Source organism: Citrobacter sp. H12-3-2, from assembly GCF_009649895.1.
Taxonomy (GTDB): domain Bacteria; phylum Pseudomonadota; class Gammaproteobacteria; order Enterobacterales; family Enterobacteriaceae; genus Citrobacter; species Citrobacter portucalensis.
This window is the reverse complement of the sequence record NZ_CP045837.1, coordinates 3,456,306-3,474,010: the sequence shown is the minus strand read 5'-3', so window position 1 is coordinate 3,474,010 and position 17,705 is coordinate 3,456,306. Positions and strand designations below refer to the sequence as shown.

General features: G+C 51.9%; 18 protein-coding genes. 8 read left to right on the top strand and 10 right to left on the bottom strand.

Features of this window, described 5'->3' with window-relative positions:
* The first annotated feature begins 143 nt into the window (after window positions 1–143).
* The 4 genes from GHC22_RS16765 to GHC22_RS16750 are packed head-to-tail and all read left to right on the top strand — an operon-like array spanning window position 144 to window position 4,286.
* Window positions 144–698, top strand: a complete 555-nt coding sequence (locus tag GHC22_RS16765; protein ID WP_153753570.1) for a molecular chaperone — start codon at window positions 144–146, stop codon at window positions 696–698.
* On the top strand, window positions 695–2,965 hold the full coding sequence (locus GHC22_RS16760) for a molybdopterin-dependent oxidoreductase (RefSeq protein ID WP_048235898.1): 2,271 nt from the start codon (window positions 695–697) through the stop codon (window positions 2,963–2,965). The genes GHC22_RS16765 and GHC22_RS16760 overlap by 4 nt, the downstream gene beginning before the upstream one ends.
* Window positions 2,962–3,519 (top strand): 4Fe-4S dicluster domain-containing protein, encoded by a 558-nt coding sequence (locus GHC22_RS16755; RefSeq protein WP_008784074.1) that lies wholly within the window; start codon window positions 2,962–2,964, stop codon window positions 3,517–3,519. Before GHC22_RS16760 ends, GHC22_RS16755 begins: the two co-directional genes overlap by 4 nt.
* Window positions 3,519–4,286, top strand: a complete 768-nt coding sequence (locus GHC22_RS16750; RefSeq protein WP_153753569.1) for a DmsC/YnfH family molybdoenzyme membrane anchor subunit — start codon at window positions 3,519–3,521, stop codon at window positions 4,284–4,286. Before GHC22_RS16755 ends, GHC22_RS16750 begins: the two co-directional genes overlap by 1 nt.
* A 69-nt stretch (window positions 4,287–4,355) precedes the next feature.
* Here the strand turns inward: GHC22_RS16750 and uspG are convergent, their stop codons facing one another.
* Window positions 4,356–4,784: a universal stress protein UspG gene (uspG, locus tag GHC22_RS16745; RefSeq protein ID WP_003022101.1), complete on the bottom strand. Its 429-nt coding sequence runs from the start codon at window positions 4,782–4,784 to the stop codon at window positions 4,356–4,358.
* 183 nt (window positions 4,785–4,967) lie between these two features.
* Window positions 4,968–5,378 carry a nucleoside diphosphate kinase regulator gene (gene rnk / locus GHC22_RS16740; protein ID WP_003831264.1) on the bottom strand — a complete coding sequence of 137 codons (411 nt, stop codon included), beginning with the start codon at window positions 5,376–5,378 and terminating at the stop codon, window positions 4,968–4,970.
* A gap of 275 nt (window positions 5,379–5,653) precedes the next feature.
* Here rnk and GHC22_RS16735 point away from each other — a divergent pair, with 275 nt between their 5' ends.
* Together GHC22_RS16735 and GHC22_RS16730 are read left to right on the top strand one after the other, a co-directional pair.
* Window positions 5,654–6,484: an alpha/beta fold hydrolase gene (locus GHC22_RS16735; protein ID WP_153753567.1), complete on the top strand. Its 831-nt coding sequence runs from the start codon at window positions 5,654–5,656 to the stop codon at window positions 6,482–6,484.
* A gap of 96 nt (window positions 6,485–6,580) precedes the next feature.
* The gene (locus tag GHC22_RS16730) at window positions 6,581–7,204 is read left to right on the top strand and encodes a flavin reductase family protein (RefSeq protein WP_153753565.1); all 624 of its coding nucleotides are present in this window, start codon (window positions 6,581–6,583) and stop codon (window positions 7,202–7,204) included.
* 41 nt (window positions 7,205–7,245) lie between these two features.
* On the opposite strand, the gene rna is transcribed toward GHC22_RS16730, so the two are convergent.
* The 8 genes from rna to citC all read right to left on the bottom strand — a co-directional run bounded on the left by rna (window position 7,246) and on the right by citC (window position 14,900).
* On the bottom strand, window positions 7,246–8,052 hold the full coding sequence (gene rna, locus GHC22_RS16725) for a ribonuclease I (protein WP_153753563.1): 807 nt from the start codon (window positions 8,050–8,052) through the stop codon (window positions 7,246–7,248).
* Window positions 8,053–8,162: 110 nt separating this feature from the next.
* Window positions 8,163–9,626, bottom strand: a complete 1,464-nt coding sequence (gene citT / locus GHC22_RS16720) for a citrate/succinate antiporter CitT (protein ID WP_003831271.1) — start codon at window positions 9,624–9,626, stop codon at window positions 8,163–8,165.
* A 25-nt stretch (window positions 9,627–9,651) separates the two neighbouring features.
* A complete protein-coding gene (citG, locus tag GHC22_RS16715; protein ID WP_153753562.1) occupies window positions 9,652–10,557 on the bottom strand; it encodes a triphosphoribosyl-dephospho-CoA synthase CitG in 906 nt (301 codons plus the stop codon).
* Complete coding sequence (gene citX, locus GHC22_RS16710; protein WP_153753560.1) at window positions 10,526–11,080, bottom strand: citrate lyase holo-[acyl-carrier protein] synthase; 555 nt, start codon at window positions 11,078–11,080, stop codon at window positions 10,526–10,528. Before citX ends, citG begins: the two co-directional genes overlap by 32 nt.
* A gap of 3 nt (window positions 11,081–11,083) precedes the next feature.
* Window positions 11,084–12,616: a citrate lyase subunit alpha gene (citF, locus tag GHC22_RS16705; RefSeq protein ID WP_008784078.1), complete on the bottom strand. Its 1,533-nt coding sequence runs from the start codon at window positions 12,614–12,616 to the stop codon at window positions 11,084–11,086.
* Window positions 12,617–12,625: 9 nt separating this feature from the next.
* On the bottom strand, window positions 12,626–13,534 hold the full coding sequence (locus GHC22_RS16700; protein WP_003831275.1) for an aldolase/citrate lyase family protein: 909 nt from the start codon (window positions 13,532–13,534) through the stop codon (window positions 12,626–12,628).
* On the bottom strand, window positions 13,531–13,827 hold the full coding sequence (citD, locus tag GHC22_RS16695; RefSeq protein ID WP_003831276.1) for a citrate lyase acyl carrier protein: 297 nt from the start codon (window positions 13,825–13,827) through the stop codon (window positions 13,531–13,533). The genes GHC22_RS16700 and citD overlap by 4 nt, the downstream gene beginning before the upstream one ends.
* The gene (gene citC / locus GHC22_RS16690) at window positions 13,824–14,900 is read right to left on the bottom strand and encodes a [citrate (pro-3S)-lyase] ligase (RefSeq protein ID WP_003831277.1); all 1,077 of its coding nucleotides are present in this window, start codon (window positions 14,898–14,900) and stop codon (window positions 13,824–13,826) included. The genes citD and citC overlap by 4 nt, the downstream gene beginning before the upstream one ends.
* Window positions 14,901–15,291: 391 nt before the next feature.
* Here citC and dpiB point away from each other — a divergent pair, with 391 nt between their 5' ends.
* Together dpiB and dpiA are read left to right on the top strand one after the other, a co-directional pair.
* On the top strand, window positions 15,292–16,953 hold the full coding sequence (gene dpiB, locus GHC22_RS16685) for a sensor histidine kinase DpiB (protein ID WP_153753558.1): 1,662 nt from the start codon (window positions 15,292–15,294) through the stop codon (window positions 16,951–16,953).
* Window positions 16,922–17,602: a two-component response regulator DpiA gene (dpiA, locus tag GHC22_RS16680; protein ID WP_003831279.1), complete on the top strand. Its 681-nt coding sequence runs from the start codon at window positions 16,922–16,924 to the stop codon at window positions 17,600–17,602. Before dpiB ends, dpiA begins: the two co-directional genes overlap by 32 nt.
* The last annotated feature ends 103 nt before the right edge of the window (window positions 17,603–17,705 follow it).

Sequence of the window (17,705 nt, the reverse complement as noted above, 5' to 3'; positions counted from 1 at the left end):
ATTCTTGAAACAATAAACCGTTTAAAACATTCACTTAATTAGCCTGATCATTATTTTCATCAAAGAAATAGAGGGCGTTATCTTTATTATATTAACCTGCATTATTTTTTCATTTGCTGTGTGAATAAATGGTTGGTTAATTCATGGGTGAAATATATGAAACCCTGACGATCTTTGAATCGACAGGGTTATTGTTACGTGATTTTTTTATCTCTCACGATAGTTACACGCTGAAAGCGGCTTATTCAGCTTTAGATACAAATGCCTCAACGCTAACAGAGCAGGAGTGGCTGGAGGCGGAGTACGACTTCAATGCACTATTTGTTGGGCCGCAGACGCTAAAAGCCCCGCCGTTCGCTTCGGTATACCTTGAAGAAGATGCCCTCGTAATGGGTAAATCAACCTTAAGCATTCGGGAATTCATGGCAAATATAGGTCTATCTATAAACCATGTAAATAATATGCCGGATGATCATATTTCCTGCGTATTGGAATTAGCAGTTTTATTATCGGCTAATGCCAGGATATCAGCAGAATACCAGATCATTATGACTCGATATGTGATTGAGTATATAGCGATGTGGATGCCCGCGTATATAGAAAAAATACATATAAATGCACAAACCGTTACGTTGAAAAACGTCGCGGAAAGGTTGTCTTTTTGGCTTGATGAATTAAACACGAGAGTATCAATATGAGTAATGAACCGGGAGTTCTGAACAGACGTTCATTTTTGAAAGGGTTGATTGCCCTTGGAACGGTGGCTGCCCTGCCAGGGGGATTGCTGACTTCACGCTGTGCATTGGCGCAACCGCCAATTCCGTTTAATCCCAAAACCTACAAAATCTATCGTAACGCCTGTCCACGTAACTGCTATGACACTTGTAGCCTGAAAACCTGGGTGAAGGATGACGTCATCACCTTTGTGGAAGGCGCGCCTGAATCAACGTTTACGCATGGAACTCCGTGTGTGAAGGGATTGAGCTATCCACGTAGGGTATACAGCCCGGACCGCATTAAATATCCGATGGTTCAGGATGTTCGCGGCAGCGGTAACTGGCGTCGTATCTCCTGGGATGAAGCAATGCAGCGCATTGCGACCAAGATGCTGGAGATTAAAAAGAAAGATGGTTCAATGTTGGGTCTGGCGCTGACCAAGTACTCAGGCAAATTTGGTGTATTGAACTATGCCGTTGAAGGGATGATGTCTTCACTGGGTTACACCACCCGTTTTGCCGGAACACCTTGCTGGCCAGCCGGTATTGACGCGCAAAACTACGACATGGGCGACATGTGGTGTAACGACCCGGAAGATATGGTGAAAGCCAAATACATTATTATCTGGGGCGCTAACCCGGCCTGGTGCTCTATGCACACCATGAAGTACATCTATCAGGCGCGGGAAAAAGGCGCAAAAGTGGTCGTTATCGATCCACTGTTAACCCAAACCGCTGCGAAAGCCGATCTCTATTTACGCGTTCGCCCAGGATCAGATGGCGCTCTGGCGCTGGGCATGGCACGCCACCTGGTGGACAAAGGATTGGTTGATCAGGATTTCGTTAACAACTATTCCCATGGTTATGCTGAATTTGAAGAGTATTTGCGTAATAACGTTACCGTAGAGTGGGCATCTGAGATTTGCGGGCTGTCGGCGGATGTTATTCGCCAGTTGGCGGAAGAATTTACCGCGGTTAACCCTGCTACCGTGTGGATTGGCTACGGCATGCAGCGCCATGTCAACGGCGGCGCTAACGTACGGGCGATCGATGCCTTTGTGGCAATGACCGGCAATATTGGCATTGAGGGCGGTGGCGCTCGCTACGGTCATTTGCATACCTGGGGCTTTAACTACAATGCCATGTTGCAGAAGCCACCGGTAGGCTCTATCGGGATGCCGGGAGCGGCGGGCACAACCAGCGAGTTTGGTTCTGCGGGGGAAGTCGCACAGTATTCCGATCGCTCGTTGAATATCAACCAGACCGCAAAGGGAATTCTGGAAGCCAATGAGCCGCCTGTCCGAATGCTTTGGGTTGCCTGTAAGAACCCGTTTGCTCAGGATTTTGATCGCAGCAAGATGGAAAAAGCATTCGAAAAACTGGAAATGGTGGTGTGCGCCGACCAATTCTTTAACGAGACCGTCCAGCATGCCGATATCGTTTTGCCTGTCACCACAGCCTTTGAAGAGTGGAACGTAGACGCCTCATATTGGCACTACTGGCTCTCAATCAACCAGCCTGCAATTAAGCCAATGTATGAGGCAAAATGCGATCTGGAAATCGCCGTTTTACTTTCCCGCACAATCAACAAGCTGGAGCCGGGTTCTTGCACATTCCCGCAGGAGTTCGATCATAAGCGCTGGCTGGACCAGGAGTTCAATGACGGAATGGCCAAAATGTTTGGTATCTCCTCCTGGGATGATTTACTGGAAGGGCCGAAAAAAGCCATTCTGCCAAGTTCTGCGGCCTGGTATGACCGTAAGTTTAAAACGCCCTCTGGAAAGTTTGAGTTCAAATCTGAGCTGTGTGAGAAAAATGGTCATACGGCGCTGCCGGAATACAAACCGGAGGCAAAAAGCACGTTGCCATTCCACCTGTTTACGCCGCATGTCCAGTTCGGTATCCATTCCCAATTCATCAACCTTGACTGGATGCAGGTCTTCTATCCTGAACCGTTTGTTTATATGCACCCGGTTTCCGCCGGGAAAAGAGGCATCGCTGAAAATGACCTGGTGAAAGTGTTTAACACCGCAGGTGAGGTGGAGTTACGTGCGAAGGTAACCGCTAACGTTCCGGAGGATTTCCTGGTGATGTACGAGGCTTGGTTCCCGAAACGGAAATACAACGTTCAAAACGTAGTGGCGGATACTCCAGCCGATATGGGCTTGATGAAAACTGGTGCGCCAGGTGCGGCCATCCATAGTCAGTTTGCGGACATCATTTTAATCGATAAAGGAGCAGCGGCATGAGGCGCGCGTTTTTAGTTAATAGCGATAAGTGTATCGGCTGCCGTGGCTGTGCGATGGCGTGTAAGAGTTTTAACCAGCTGGAGCCAGAACGTTTCTGGCGCTACGTCTACCCGCTGGATAAAGAAATTTATCCGCATGAAGAGCGAGCGTTTTACTCGCTGGCCTGTAACCACTGCGAAAATCCGGCCTGCCTGGCGGCTTGTCCGGTAGAGGCGTACACCAAACGTGAGGATGGCGTTGTAGTGCATAACCCGGAACGTTGTATCGGATGCAAAAACTGTATTCGCAACTGTCCATACGGTGCGCCGCGCTTTAATGAAGAGACGAAAAAAGCGGAAAAATGCAGCATGTGCTATGAGCGTCTTGATGTTGGCATGCAGCCGGCGTGCGTGAATGCCTGTCCGGTAGGTGCGCTGACGCTTATCGATCTGGATGCCGATCCTATACCTGATAATGCGGTGCAGTATCCGCCGGGATTCCCGCGTATGCCGCAGCTTAATCCTGGCACGCGTTTTATCCTTGCGCGTCAACCAAAGCAGCCGGAGGCCAAGTAATGGAAAAGTATGAACTTCCTCTGGTCATTTTTACCGTATTAAGCCAAATGTCGGTTGGGATCACGCTCATTCTGACGCTGCGTGTGCTGCAAGGAAAACTGGAGAGCAAGCGCCTGTACTGGCTGGTAAGTGGACTGGTTCTGGCGGCGGCGTCCGTGGCGGCGATATTACACCTTGCGCATCCGGATCGCGCCTACGATGCCTTGATCAACCTGCAGCACGCCTGGCTGAGCCGAGAGATTCTGGGCGCCACTTTATACGGTGCAGCTGTCGGGGTGACGTTTTTGGCAAAAGGGCACAAAGCACCAGCTGTTCTGGCCTCTGTTCTCGGTATCGCACTGGTGGCGGTACAGGGGATGACCTATGCCGCCCCGGCAATGGTGGCGATCGCCAACGGTCTGACAATGCTGTTGTTCTTCATCACGGTGTGGGTGATGGGGTGTGCTGCGATTCCACTTCTTAACCTCGTACCTGCCGTTGCTGCATTGCGCCAGGGGATTGTCGTGTGTATGGCAGTCATGATCGCCGCACCCATTATCTGGCTAAGCGGTGGCACCATCATGCAGATGACGGCGCATGCCTGGCTGACGTCGCCACTTTATCTGGCGAGTCTGGTGTGTCTGGCGGTGGCCTTTGTGCTTAGCCGTCAGGGCGAGCGTCGCGCAAAAGCGCTTTTCGCCCTGCTGTTTGTTGGCGTATTCCTGAGCCGTCTGACGTTTTTTGGCGATACGATCAGCTCCATCGTGAATATCGGCCATTTGTATTAATCGTGAGGTAATAAAAACCCCTGTCAGGCGTTAACCTGGCAGGGGTTTTCTTTAGCAAATCAGTGGCTGTTAACGAACAACCAGCACTGGCAAAGTCGCGTGTCGAACAACGCTGGAAGCGTTTGAGCCGAGCAGATGGGTGCTGATTGATGGGTTACGCGACCCAATGACAACGACATCCGCATTCAACTCTTCACCCAACTCGTTGACCACGTCACGGACGCTGCCAAAGCGGACATGTTGTTTAATACGGGAAGGATCGATGCTGAAGTGACCGACCATCGTTTGCAGACGGGTTTCCGCTTCGTGTTGCAGATGCTCTTCAAAACGACGGACATCGGCTGCAAAGCGGTGCAGGCTTAAGCTCGCTGAGCCTGGCAGCACATGCAGCAGATGGATAACCCCTTTATCCTGGGCCAGAAATTCTGCATGGCGAATAGCCTTGTCGCTCAGTTCCATTTCGAATACATCAACTGGCATTATGATTGTGTTGTACATAAACATTCTCCTTGTCATTACATGAACACATAACAGCATAGTATTAAAAATGATTCTGTCAGTCACGACACAGATTTATGTTTTGCGAACAGGAAAGAAAGCGAGGAGCAGGGAGATCTAACCGGAAAGAGGATGCGGATGCATCCCCTGTAAGATAAAGCGAGTGGCTTTGATAAGACAGAGTTAGCGCAGGTAGTCGCCTGCAGCTTCAGGCTGGTACTCAAGCTCGATAACTTCGAGGTGCGTTGAGGTCCCGCCTGGCAATTCCCAGTGAATGGTATCACCAACGCGCAGCCCCAGAAGTGCAGCGCCGACAGGTGCCATTACCGAAAGCTGTGTGTTGCTGTCAGTCATAGTGGCCGGATACACCAGGGTACGCACACGGACTTCGCCATCACTCAGATTGCGGAATTTCACGCGGCTGTTCATGGTCACGACGTCGTGCGGCATGGTTTCTGGAGAACACATTTGGGCACGATCCAGCTCGGCGTTAAGGGCGTCGGCAATCGGTAAACCAGCAAACGCAGGTTGCTCCAACAGGCGGTCAATGCGTTCCGCATCGAGGTCGTTAATGATGATAGTTGGTCTGGACATTTATTACTCCATGTCGTCGATACTGCGGGTGCGCAGGTAAATAATCCCAAAAGAAAACCCTCACCGTCAGGCGGCAAGGGTTTAGCTTTTATGATGATACTGAGACTTACCCCATGTTTGAAGTGATTTAGTTCACATTCAGGTAAATCATCAACATTGTCGCATATGGTGTGATTTTAGCCGAAAAACGTGATCGTTCTCCAATTTGCATTATGCTTTTTAAGCGCTCGCTGCGGGCGCGTCAAACAACTCAGTGTTCCGCGACAGGAGATCTCATGAGCCAGTACGACAAACTTACCTTGAAAGACGGCAGCTATTTGCATTTTAAAGACTGGGGAAGTGGACAACCTATTGTGTTTAGTCACGGTTGGCCGCTGACGGCAGACGCGTTTGAAGATCAGATGCTGTTCCTTGGATCGAAAGGATTTCGTGTGATCGCCCATGACAGGCGCGGACATGGGCGTTCGGCCCAACCCTGGGATGGACATCATATGGATCAGTATGCTGACGACCTGGCTGAACTTACCGCGCATCTCAATCTTAAAGATGCCGTACATGTTGGGCACTCTACCGGCGGTGGGGAAGTGGCTCGTTATATTGGCCGGCATGGGACGCAGCGGGTGGCAAAAGCGGTGTTAATTGGCGCGGTGACGCCCATCATGATCAAGACTGACTTTAACCCAAATGGCGTGCCGAAAGAGGTATTCGATGGCATCCGTGAGGGGGTTGTGAACGATCGCGCCGCCTTTTTCTATGAGCTGACCGCTGCATTCTATGGCTACAATCGTCCTGGCGCAAAAGAGTCGAAAGCCGTCAGGGAAAGTTTTGTTGAACAAGGTTTACAAGGTTCCATCAAAGCGTTGTACGACTGTATACACGCGTTTTCGGAAACAGATCTGCGTGAAGACCTCAAAAAGATGACCATCCCGACGCTGGTGATCCACGGTGATGACGATCAGATTGTTCCGTTTGAAACCTGCGGAAAGGTCGCGGCGGAAATGCTGCCGGACTCGCAGTTGAAGGTATATGTCGGCGGCTCGCATGGCATTTGCACCACCCATAAGAAACAGATCAACGGTGACCTGCTCAACTTTATTCAGTCGTAATCGTTGGCAGATTGTTCTACGCTGATCTTCTTTTTCCAGGGGGATGAGCGAAGCATAATTTGTGCTGCGCTGACGTTAACTTCAACAGGGAACGCTATGTATTTCTATCAACCGTCACAGGGACACGGCTTACCGCATGATCCGCTAAATGCCATCATTGGACCGCGCCCGATTGGCTGGATTGCGTCGCGTGACGGCAACGGTCGGCACAATCTGGCACCATACAGTTTCTTTAACTGTTTTAACTATCATCCGCCGATTATCGGTTTCGCCAGCAGCGGCTGGAAAGACAGCGTGCAGAATATTATCGAAACTGGTGAATTTGTCTGGAACCTGACGACTCTTGAGCTGGCCACTGCGATGAACGAAACGTCAGCCAGCTTGCCGCACGGTGAGGACGAGTTTTTTGCCGCCGGGCTTAGCAAGGCAGATAGCCGGATAGTCAACGTGCCGCGCGTGGCGCAAAGCCCGGTCAATTTTGAGTGTCGCTTATCGCAAAGCCTGCAACTGACTACCGCTGATGGCTCACCGGTTGATACCTGGCTGGTGTTGGGGGAAGTGGTAGGCATTCACATAGATGAAACGCTCCTGGAAGACGGCATCTATCAGACGGCGAAAGCGAAGCCGGTACTGCGTGCAGGTGGGCCAACGGCGTATTATTCGATCAGTGAAACACACCGTTTTGATTTAGTTCGCCCGGATGCCCGTGTAAAACGCTAAGCTTACGAACCGACGCCATCTTGCAGCGTCGGTCACGAGTTTCAGTATCCCACTTTGTCGATAATAAACTGTTTACCGCAGTTACCCGGATGCGGTTGCGGTAAGAATGACTGGGCAGATAACGTCTGGTTGATGTTGTCGGCTTTCAGGGATAACTGGATCTCAGTGAGATACGCTGGATTGCCGTGGCAGCTTAGCTTCACCGCTTTGACGTTCTCTTTGCCCCAGCTTTTGGCAACGGCGGCGTCAAATGCGTTACGGTTGACGGTTTTGCCGTAGTTTTCCGCCAGGAATTTGCCCACCTCGCTGTCCTTAACCTCATTATTCAGCCGTACCATCGTGCCGAAGTACGCGTCGGGATCAAAACCGAAACACGCGCCATGTTTGGCATACTCGTAACGTTCCAGACAGGATCTTCCACCAGCACCAGGCATTACGGCGCTGAGTTTTGCCGCGCTTTCCAGCGACAGCCCGGTTTCGGGGGCCGCGCATTTACGGCTGGCGCGCGCTTCAGGCAGGTTAGGAATAGGGCGAGTCGCGCAGCCAAAACGCATCCAACGGCGATTGTCTACTCCACGGGCGGCAATGGATTTAGGCAGGCTGGGCCATAAACCGTGAACGGTCAGGAAATCAGCTTTGTCTGCGCTCTCTTTTTGCAAACGACATTCGTCAGGCTCCTGACGATTACGCTCGTGTTGGCTCTGACAAAATCCGGTTTGCCAGGAGAGAGCCAGCACGTAGCTGTCAAAATCAGCGTACTGTTTTGCCTGAAGTTCATCGGCCTGAGCTGCAGAAACTGGTAGCAGGAGTGCTGCCAGCAACGAAGAATAACGCCATGTTGATGTCATGATGATTTCGGACACTTATATAAATTCTGAATATCATCTATTTAATCATAAAAAATGCCAGTCAGGTTTAGCTGACTGGCATCATTTTCATCAAGCGTGAACGGGAATGATTAGCTCCACATTGCCAGAATCGGCCAGCCGACCAGCAGAAGCATAGCGATGTAGATAACGCCGAAGATAGCACCCAGACGCCAGTAGTCTTTGGACTTTACATAACCACAGCCGTAGATGATAACGCCTGGGCCTGTTGCATATGGAGTCAGACAGCCCATGATACCGATGGACAGTACCAGCAGGATACACAGGTGTTCCATCGGCACGCCCGGGATGCCTTTACCTACAGCCAAAATAACCGGCAGCATGGTGGCCGTGTGTGCAGAAAGGCTGGCAAACAGGTAGTGAGCAAAATAGAACACCAGCACCAGTACGATCACGGTCGCGTTAGGCGAGAAGCCTTCCAGATGCGTGCTCATGGTGTTGGCGAACCAGTCGATGAAACCTGAACGGGTTAAACCATTCGCCATAACGACCAGCGTGGCGAGGTTAACCAGAGTGTTCCATGCGCTGTTATAACGGGTAATGTCTTTCCACGGTACAACGTGCAGCGCCAGCATCAGGGAAACAGCCAGCAGGCCCACTGCGGTTGCATCAATCAGTTTACCACCGAAGACCCACAGACCCAGACTGAGCAATACCAGACCGATCAGCGTTATCTCTTTACGGGTCAGTTTACCCATGCCTTTCAGTTCATCACCGGCCCAAGCGGCAACTTCAGCACTGTGAGTAACTTCTGGTTTGTACAGAACGTATGACAGCCACGGAGCAACGATCAGCAAAATAATACCGACCGGCAGGAAGCTGAGGAACCACTGCAACCAGCTGATTTGAATACCGGCAATTTTGTTGACGAATTCCAGACCCAGCACGTTAGGCGCAGCGCCGGTCACGAACATCGAGGAACTCAGGCTGGTACTGATGACCATCATCCACATCAAATATCCACCGATACGGCGCGCGGAAGGATCGTTCGGGAATGATTTAAACAGCGGCGGCAGGTTTTTGATAACTGGGAATACGGTGCCACCGGTACGCGCAGTGTTAGATGGAGTAAACGGTGCCAGCAGAATGTCGATGATAACAATCGCATAGCCCAGCGTCAGGGTACGTTTACCCATGAATTTCACCAGGAACAGCGCGATACGACGACCCAGACCGGTGACTTCATAACCCAGTGCGAAGATAAACGCACCAAACACCAACCACACGGTGGTGCTGGAGAAGCCCGCCAGGCCCCATTTCAGCGCTTGCTTACCCGCTTTAAACGCCGGGTCGGCCAGTTCTGAAGCATCAAACAGCAGATAGTTGCTGCCGATAACGCAGATCGTTACGGCGATAAAGCTGATCGCTGTTGCCGGAATTGGCTCCAGGATCATACCGACGATCATCGCCACAAACACGGCAAAGTAGTGCCAGGCCTGTGGAGGCATTCCATCAGGGACGGGGATTAGAAACATGACACCCATGACGACCAGGGGGGCCAATAACTTCCATATTTTATCTTTTGCTAAAGACATGTGTGTGATTCTCCGGAAAGGATCTTTAATTGTGATAATGATGAACTTGTGAAATCTGAGCTAAGAACCAGGTGACGATCAGCAGATCGGCGCAGCCTCCGGGACTGAGGTTGCGTTCAATGCACTGTTGGTCGAACTGGTATAGATATTCGAGATCGGCAGGGGTACGAATCCCCCCTTGCTGCATCAGGGCGGTGGCCTGCTGCTGTAGCCAACGCAGACCTTCTGCGCCGCCACGTGAAGCCACGTTGGTGTCGCCGTTGATAGACATCAGCAGCAATAATGTGTCGAGTAACGCCAGTTCAGGGTCGCGGCCCTGAGTCAGCAGTGCGCGGTAGTGCGGCAGGGCATGCTGGATGACAAGCGGATATCCCGCTTCGGCTTCGCCCCGTGCGCCGGTTAATCCCAATTGCTGATAAAGACGTTGGCCAGCCGTGAGTTGTTGATTGTTCTGGCGCAGTTCGCGCTCGGTCAGGCCACGGCAAAATGTTGCTGCCGTAGAGCAAATGGTTTCAGCGGTAACAGTGAGTTGGAGCTGGTGCAGGCGGCCAATGGCGGCGCACAGCAGTCCCAGTGAAAAGATGCTCCCTTTATGGGTGTTCACCCCGGCGGTGGCGCGGAACATATCGGCTTCGCAGGCCATGCCCAGCGGGCGCAGTCCTTTCAATACATCTTCAGGCGACAGCTGTGCGCTAAACGCCCCATACTCAATAAAACGTGGTAGCCACGACTGAATCGCTTCAGCGCTGCGATGAAAATCTTCCAGCGCCATATCTTTATGCGCGCCGTTGTTAATACGATCTACCAGACCGGGTTTGGGCGACAGGTTGACTTCAGTCAACATGGCGCGCCACGCAAGCGTTGCGTAAGCATCAGGCAGATCCAGAGGGAGGACTGCGTTATTGGTTGATGTTGCGGGAATCGGCATCATGCAGCAGTGCCTCCATCTGAGTGAGTAAGTCGGAAAGCGCGTGGGTTTTACCCCGCGCACAGTCGGCAGCACTTTGCTCGCACAGCAGACAGCGGCGGGCAGGGAGTGCGAAATGACGCCGGGACAGAATTTCCCCTTCAGGGGTCAGGACATCGATGTCCCATAGGCGTCCCAGCGGGTGTGAATGCTCAAGTTCAATCGTGGCGAGCTTGAGGTCGTGGGCCGGAGCCTCAATAGACAAAAGACCTTCTGGACCGCTGGCAGAAACCAGCGCTGTTTGCTCCCTGACAATCCAGGTGGATTGTTTCGCCAACGCGAGCAAGGCGGTTACGCCATGATTAAAGATGTGACGAGTTAATTCGCTGTCTTTAATCGGACCCGGTGCGACGACGGTAAACGAGACCAGCGGCGCAGAGTGGCGTGTCAGCCACTCCTGTTGCCTTGCCTGTCTCTCATCGCGGCTGGCTAGCAGCTCGGGAATGGAAACCGCGTGTTGGGTGGCGTATTCAGGGAGCAGGTGCATGGTTTATTCCTTCACCTGATGCACAACGTCAATCACTGAACCATCGCGGTAACGCACAACAGCAATCACGCGGTCAGTGAATTCGATAGCGCGTGGCTGACCGGTGAGCTGCTGTGCACGTTCGCGCAGCCATTCAATGGACACCACTTTCATACCGGCTTCTTTCAGACGTTCTGCCAGTTCCGGACGTGCAGGGTTGACGGCGATACCGTGGTCAGTGACCAGAATGTCAACGCTGGAGCCTGGGGTTACGCAGGTCAGCACGTTATCAACCAGGGTCGGGATGCGTCCGCGAACCAGCGGCGCGACGATGATAGACAGCGCAGCGGCAACCGCGGTATCGCAGTGACCGCCGGATGCGCCGCGCAGTACGCCGTCAGAACCGGTCAGTACGTTAACGTTGAAGCTGGTATCAACTTCCAGCGCGCTGAGCACCACGACGTCCAGACGATCGACGGATGCGCCTTTTGAGCCCCAGTTGGCATACTGGTTGGCACTGATCTCAATGTGGTTTGGATTGCGGGCCAGCGATTCCGCGGCGTTACGGTCAAAACTCTGAACGTCCAGCAGTTTGCGAATCAGGCCTTTTTCGTGCAGGTCAACGATGGTAGCGGTAATGCCGCCCAGCGCGAAGTCGGCACGGATATCGCGGCTGCGCATTTTGTCTTCCAGGAAACGCGTAACAGCCAGAGAAGCGCCGCCGGTTCCTGTCTGCAGTGAGAAGCCTTCGTTGAAGTAGCCGGAATTAGCAATGACCTCAGCCGCGCTACGGGCGATTAACAGTTCACGCGGGTTGGTGGTCATGCGGGTCGCATCGGCACCAATTTTGTCCGCATCGCCGACCTGATCGATCTGCACGATCAGATCTACCTGATCCTGCGTAATGCTGGCCGGGTTATGCGGATAGGTCAGCAGCTGTTCAGTCAGCAGGACAACCTGTTTCGCGTTTTCGGCGTCTACGCGGGCATAGCCCAGTGAGCCGCAGCACGCTTTACCGGTATAACCGTTGGCGTTGCCAAACTGGTCGCAGGACGGCACGCCGAGGAACGCCACATCAATGCTGAGCTCGCCACTTTGCACCAGGTGCACACGGCCACCGTGGGAGTGAATTTGTACCGGTTCGGCCAACAGGCCACGTGAGATTTCTTCCGCCAGCGGACCACGCAGACCGGAGGTATAAATGCGGCTAACCACGCCCTGACGGATGTGCTCAACCAGTGGAGCATGGCAGTCGCTCAGAGAGCTGGAGGCCAGCGTCAGATTTTTAAAGCCCATATTGGCGATGGCGTCCATCACCAGGTTAATCGTCAGATCGCCACCACGAAAAGCGTGGTGGAAAGAGATAGTCATACCATCCTGTAAACCTGAACGACGAATAGCGTCTTCCAGGTTAGCGCACAGCTTTTTGTCGCGCGGTTTTTGCGCCTGCAATTCTACTTTTGCGGTGCTCTGATAAGCGGAAAGCTCACTTTCTGCATGACGGCTCCAGGTCGCCACGCGATCCTGGCGTTGAGACTGTTCGATTTTCTGCGTCATTTTTTTGCCTTATTCTTCGCGAATGCCGGAAAGTTCTGCACGGGAGATAACCAGAAGGGCGCGCTCGATAACCGGGCTGTCGACCATTTTGCCGTTCAGGGAAACTACGCCACGACCTTCGCGAGCAGCGGCTTCAGCGGCTTCCACAACCAGACGGGCGTGAGCCAGTTCTTTGCGCGTTGGGGCGTACAGGTTGTGCAGGAGTTCGATCTGGCGCGGGTTGATGAGCGATTTGCCGTCAAAACCCAGTTGCTTGATATGTGCGGCTTCGTGCAGGAAACCCGCTTCGTTGTTGGCATCGGAATACACGGTGTCGAACGCCTGAATACCGGCAGAACGTGCAGCCTGCAAAATAGAGCAGCGGGCAAACAGCAGTTCAGTACCTTCCGGTGAGCGCTCAGTGCGCAGGTTACGTACATAGTCTTCCGCACCCAGGGCAATACCGATCAGACGTTCGGAAGCATGGGCAATTTCTACCGCGCGGGTAATGCCTAACGGCGATTCGATGGCGGCTAACAGACCGGTGCTGCCTGGCTCACGGCCACAGGCGTTTTCGATACGCAGAATTTCGCTTTCGATGTCGATGACATCCTGCGCGGTATCGGTCTTCGGTAAACGTACGATGTCAGCACCGCCACGTACCACGGCTTCAAGGTCGTTGATGCCCCATTCGGAGTCGAGGGCGTTTACACGCACGATGGTTTCAACGTCGTGATACAGCGGATGCTGCAGCGCGTGGTACACCATGCGGCGAGCGGTATCTTTTTCACGCAACGCGACGGAGTCTTCCAGGTCGAACATCAGCGCATCTGCCGGGTAGATGAACGAGTTGCTGACCATGGCGGCATTGGCGCCCGGTACGAACAACATGCTGCGGCGAGTACGGGTTTTACGTTGTTGCAAAGATTCGGAAATCACTGGCAATCCTCCCATGGCAGTGCCGGAATACCGCCAGCGCGGGCCAGTAGTGCTTCCAGTCGCGCACGTAAAATGCAGTCCAGTGCGCCTTTATCATCAACATTCAATTGCACGCCGCGTACGTTGTAGCGGGACAGAACGTCCAGAATGGTGGCCCGGATGGCATCACCGAACTGCTTTTCGACGCTACTGTTAACCTGCAGGTCAATATCCTGCGAATCGAGTGGGGCGATGCGAATCATCACATCACCGGACTCGAGTGTGCCTGCGACGGCTGCCTGGTTTATTTTCATTTTTCACCTGTTGCTAATGCGGGGGTATTTTGGCGGACTGCCGCACCCGATGAGGCTCGCTCAACCATGCTTTGCAGATACTGCAGCGTGGCGTCAGGGACCAGGGATGCGATAGCCGTGAGATCTTTTTTAACCAGCAGCTTGCGCACCCAGGAGGCGGAAATCGGCATCTCCTGGAAACACAGCCGCTCAATTTCCACCAGTTCAATCGGTGGGGCGGGAAGCGTTGGGGTCTCCAGCCAGTAACGCATATCGTTGTTGTACTGGGAGGTGACGGTGCAATACGGCTCAGTACCGACGAAGCGGTGCGTGACGCCGAGAGCCGGAGCCAGATACTGGCGGAAGATTTTCAGGTCTATTTCGGTGTAGCAGTGGTTAATAACGCTCTGCTCTTTGATGAAGTAACACGGGAACGTGGCGCGGGAAATGATGTACTCCGAACCGCGATGCACGGTTAAACGTGGAATATCTTTTGTTCCTTTAAGCACCAGATCCAGGCGGTCTTCATACGGAAAACGTGAGGTATCTTCTTTCACCAAAAACAGATGCAGCCAGTCACATTGCGCGGCCGCCTGTTGGATCAGAAAACGGTGTCCGTTGGTGAAGGGGTTGGCGTTCATGACGATACAGCCAATTTTTTTCCCATCATGACGCTGTTTTGCCAGTGATTCGGCGTAGCGTTTCAGACGTGTGGTGCTGTTTTCCATCAATACCATAATGCCGGGAACGCTGGTGAGCGTAGAAAAACCGCACTGTTTAAACAGCGATTCGTACTCGGTTTTGGTATAGATGAAGAGGTGCGTACAATGGCGTTCATAGGCAAGGTTGATTAACTCGGTCGCTAGCGTCAGCGCTAAACCCTCGCCGCGGACAGATTCACAGATTGCGACACACTTAATAATATTCCCAGCGATACCACCGCAGGCAATCAGACGGTCGTCACGGGTGACGGTGATAAATACTTCGACGGTCGTATCTACGCTCAAATCATTCTCTTTCAGAAATTGCGCGATAGCCGCCATCTTTTTATTTTCTGAGCGTTTAACTTGCGTGAATATATTATTACCGAACATAGTGAATAGAGCCCCGATGCTATATTTGTTACTGGGTTTCTGTTTTTGTTGCTCTGTTTAGCAACCTGATAACGTTTTGTTTGCAATTGAAGGGAATGGTTTTTTATTACGGAGTATTTCTTTTTTTCCCTGCTGCATACATCGTAAGGGGTATTTTGGAGGTAATTTTTGATTTATTTCACAATAAGTTAGAAGGTTTTAATGTGTTTTATGGTTTTAAGTTTTTTAATTAATTTAACCCTAAAATAAGGTGTGGTTTTAATTTGTTTAATTGATTTAAGGTGGGGAATCTGCAACGATCTTGTTTTATACCATAACGTGTAAATAGAACATTTTAATTACAACTACAATGAGAAATTAGTTTTAGTTAACGTCGGTGAGGAAAAATGTGATGGCAGAACAGAAAAATAAAACACGGTTTCCTTTTTTCCGCAGTCTGGCGTTTCCTTTACGTATCTTTCTGCTCATTCTGGTCGTTTCTGTTTTTATCATTGCCGCCCTGGCACAATACTTCACCGCCAGCTTTGAAGATTATCTGGCAACGCATGTCCGCGATATGGCAATGAATCAGGCCAAAATCATCGCCTCTAACGACAGTATCATCACGGCGGTTAAGCATCGTGATTACAAGCGATTGGCGACGATTGCCGACAAACTGCAGAGCGGAACTGACTTCGACTACGTGGTTATCGGGGATACCAACTCCATTCGTCTATATCATCCGAACCCGGAAAAGATTGGCTATCCGATGCAGTTCACCAAACCCGGTGCGCTGGAAAAAGGCGAGAGCTACTTTATTACCGGTAAAGGGTCCATCGGGATGGCAATGCGCGCTAAAACGCCCATCTTTGATGACGATGGCAAAATCATTGGCGTAGTCTCAATTGGTTATCTGATCAGCAAAATCGATAGCTGGCGATCGGACTTCATACTTCCGATGGCCGGCGTGTTTATCCTCCTGTTGCTGGTACTTATGCTGCTCTCCTGGTTTTTCGCTGCCCATATTCGTCGGCAGATGTTGGGTATGGAACCGAAACAAATTGCGCGTGTGGTACGTCAGCAGGAAGCGTTGTTCAGCTCGGTATATGAAGGATTGATTGCCGTGGATCCTGATGGATATATCACCGCAATAAACCGCAGTGCGAGGAAAATGCTGGGGCTGTCTTCACCTGGGAGAAAGTGGCTTGGAAAACCGGTGAGTGAGGTGGTTCAGCCAGCGGACTTTTTCACCCAACAGATTGCGGAAAAACGACAGGACGCGATGGTCAACTTTAATGGACTGAGCGTTATCGCCAACCGTGAGGCGATTCGCTCCGGTGACGAACTGCTTGGGGCAATCATCAGTTTTCGTAGTAAAGATGAAATTGCTACTCTTAATGCGCAGTTAACGCAAATCAAACAGTATGTAGAGAGCCTGAGGACGCTGCGTCATGAGCACCTGAACTGGATGTCGACCATCAATGGTCTGCTGCAAATGAAAGAGTATGACAAGGTTCTGGCCATGGTGCAGGGAGAATCCCAGGCGCAACAGCAACTGATTGACAGCCTGCGCGGCGCGTTTGCCGATCGTCAGGTAGCCGGTCTGTTGTTTGGCAAGGTGCAGCGCGCGCGGGAACTGGGTCTCACCATGACTATTGTTCCGGGCAGCCAACTGCATCAACTCCCCGAGGGGCTGGATAGCACAGAGTTTGCAGCAATTGTTGGCAATCTGCTTGATAATGCATTTGAAGCGAGCTTGCGCACCCAGCAAGGCAACAAGGTCGTCGAACTCTATTTGAGCGATGAAGGGGATGACGTGATCATCGAAGTTGCCGATCAGGGATGCGGTGTGCCGGAAGCATTGCGTGAAAAAATATTTGAACAGGGTGTGAGCACCCGTACCGATGAACCAGGTGAACATGGCATCGGTTTGTATCTTATTGCTAGTTATGTGAGGCGCTGTGACGGGGTGATTACGCTCGAAGATAACTCCCCCTGCGGCACCTTATTTTCTTTATTTCTTCCGAAAGTGAAAAAAAACAATGACGGAACCATTAACGCTATTGATCGTTGAGGATGAAACGCTACTGGCGGAAATGCATGCTGAATATATCCGCCATATACCCGGCTTCAGCCAGATTTGGCTGGCGGGTAATCTTGCGCAGGCGAGGATGATGATTGAGCGTTTTAAGCCCGGTTTGATTCTGCTCGATAACTACTTGCCGGACGGCAAGGGAATTACCTTATTGCATGAGCTAACCCAGGCGCGTTATCCGGGCGGTGTGGTGTTTACCACGGCGGCCAGCGACATGGAAACAGTCTCCGAAGCTGTGCGCAGCGGCGCGTTTGATTACCTGGTCAAACCCATTGCCTACGAGCGGCTGGGGCAGACCCTGACGCGTTATCAACAGCGGCGACGCATGTTGGCCGGTAATGATAGCGCCAGTCAAAAGCAGATTGATGAGATGTTTAATGCCTACGCGCGGGGCGAGCCGAAAGGGGATTTACCGACCGGGATTGATGCGTTAACACTGAATGCAGTGTTGAAATTATTTGCCGATCCGACGGTACACCATACAGCAGAAACGATCGCCCAGGCGCTCACCATCAGCCGAACGACTTCCAGACGCTACCTGGAGTACTGTGCCAGCCGTCATTTGATTATTGCGGAGATTATTCACGGTAAGGTGGGTAGGCCGCAGCGTATCTATCACGGCGGCTAAATGCTGATATCTGACGTAGGCCGGATAAGATGCTTTAGCATCGACATCCGGCAACGTTGCAATCGAAATGCCGGATGCGGCGTGAATGCCTTATCCGGCCTAC

Excerpts from the sequence above, each read along its gene's own strand:
- GHC22_RS16765 (WP_153753570.1), top strand. The coding sequence starts at position 144 with ATGGGTGAAATATATGAAACCCTGACGATCTTTGAATCGACAGGGTTA.
- GHC22_RS16760 (WP_048235898.1), top strand. The coding sequence starts at position 695 with ATGAGTAATGAACCGGGAGTTCTGAACAGACGTTCATTTTTGAAAGGG.
- GHC22_RS16755 (WP_008784074.1), top strand. The coding sequence starts at position 2,962 with ATGAGGCGCGCGTTTTTAGTTAATAGCGATAAGTGTATCGGCTGCCGT.
- GHC22_RS16750 (WP_153753569.1), top strand. The coding sequence starts at position 3,519 with ATGGAAAAGTATGAACTTCCTCTGGTCATTTTTACCGTATTAAGCCAA.
- uspG (WP_003022101.1), bottom strand. The coding sequence starts at position 4,784 with ATGTACAACACAATCATAATGCCAGTTGATGTATTCGAAATGGAACTG.
- rnk (WP_003831264.1), bottom strand. The coding sequence starts at position 5,378 with ATGTCCAGACCAACTATCATCATTAACGACCTCGATGCGGAACGCATT.
- GHC22_RS16735 (WP_153753567.1), top strand. The coding sequence starts at position 5,654 with ATGAGCCAGTACGACAAACTTACCTTGAAAGACGGCAGCTATTTGCAT.
- GHC22_RS16730 (WP_153753565.1), top strand. The coding sequence starts at position 6,581 with ATGTATTTCTATCAACCGTCACAGGGACACGGCTTACCGCATGATCCG.
- rna (WP_153753563.1), bottom strand. The coding sequence starts at position 8,052 with ATGACATCAACATGGCGTTATTCTTCGTTGCTGGCAGCACTCCTGCTA.
- citT (WP_003831271.1), bottom strand. The coding sequence starts at position 9,626 with ATGTCTTTAGCAAAAGATAAAATATGGAAGTTATTGGCCCCCCTGGTC.
- citG (WP_153753562.1), bottom strand. The coding sequence starts at position 10,557 with ATGATGCCGATTCCCGCAACATCAACCAATAACGCAGTCCTCCCTCTG.
- citX (WP_153753560.1), bottom strand. The coding sequence starts at position 11,080 with ATGCACCTGCTCCCTGAATACGCCACCCAACACGCGGTTTCCATTCCC.
- citF (WP_008784078.1), bottom strand. The coding sequence starts at position 12,616 with ATGACGCAGAAAATCGAACAGTCTCAACGCCAGGATCGCGTGGCGACC.
- citD (WP_003831276.1), bottom strand. The coding sequence starts at position 13,827 with ATGAAAATAAACCAGGCAGCCGTCGCAGGCACACTCGAGTCCGGTGAT.
- citC (WP_003831277.1), bottom strand. The coding sequence starts at position 14,900 with ATGTTCGGTAATAATATATTCACGCAAGTTAAACGCTCAGAAAATAAA.
- dpiB (WP_153753558.1), top strand. The coding sequence starts at position 15,292 with ATGGCAGAACAGAAAAATAAAACACGGTTTCCTTTTTTCCGCAGTCTG.
- dpiA (WP_003831279.1), top strand. The coding sequence starts at position 16,922 with ATGACGGAACCATTAACGCTATTGATCGTTGAGGATGAAACGCTACTG.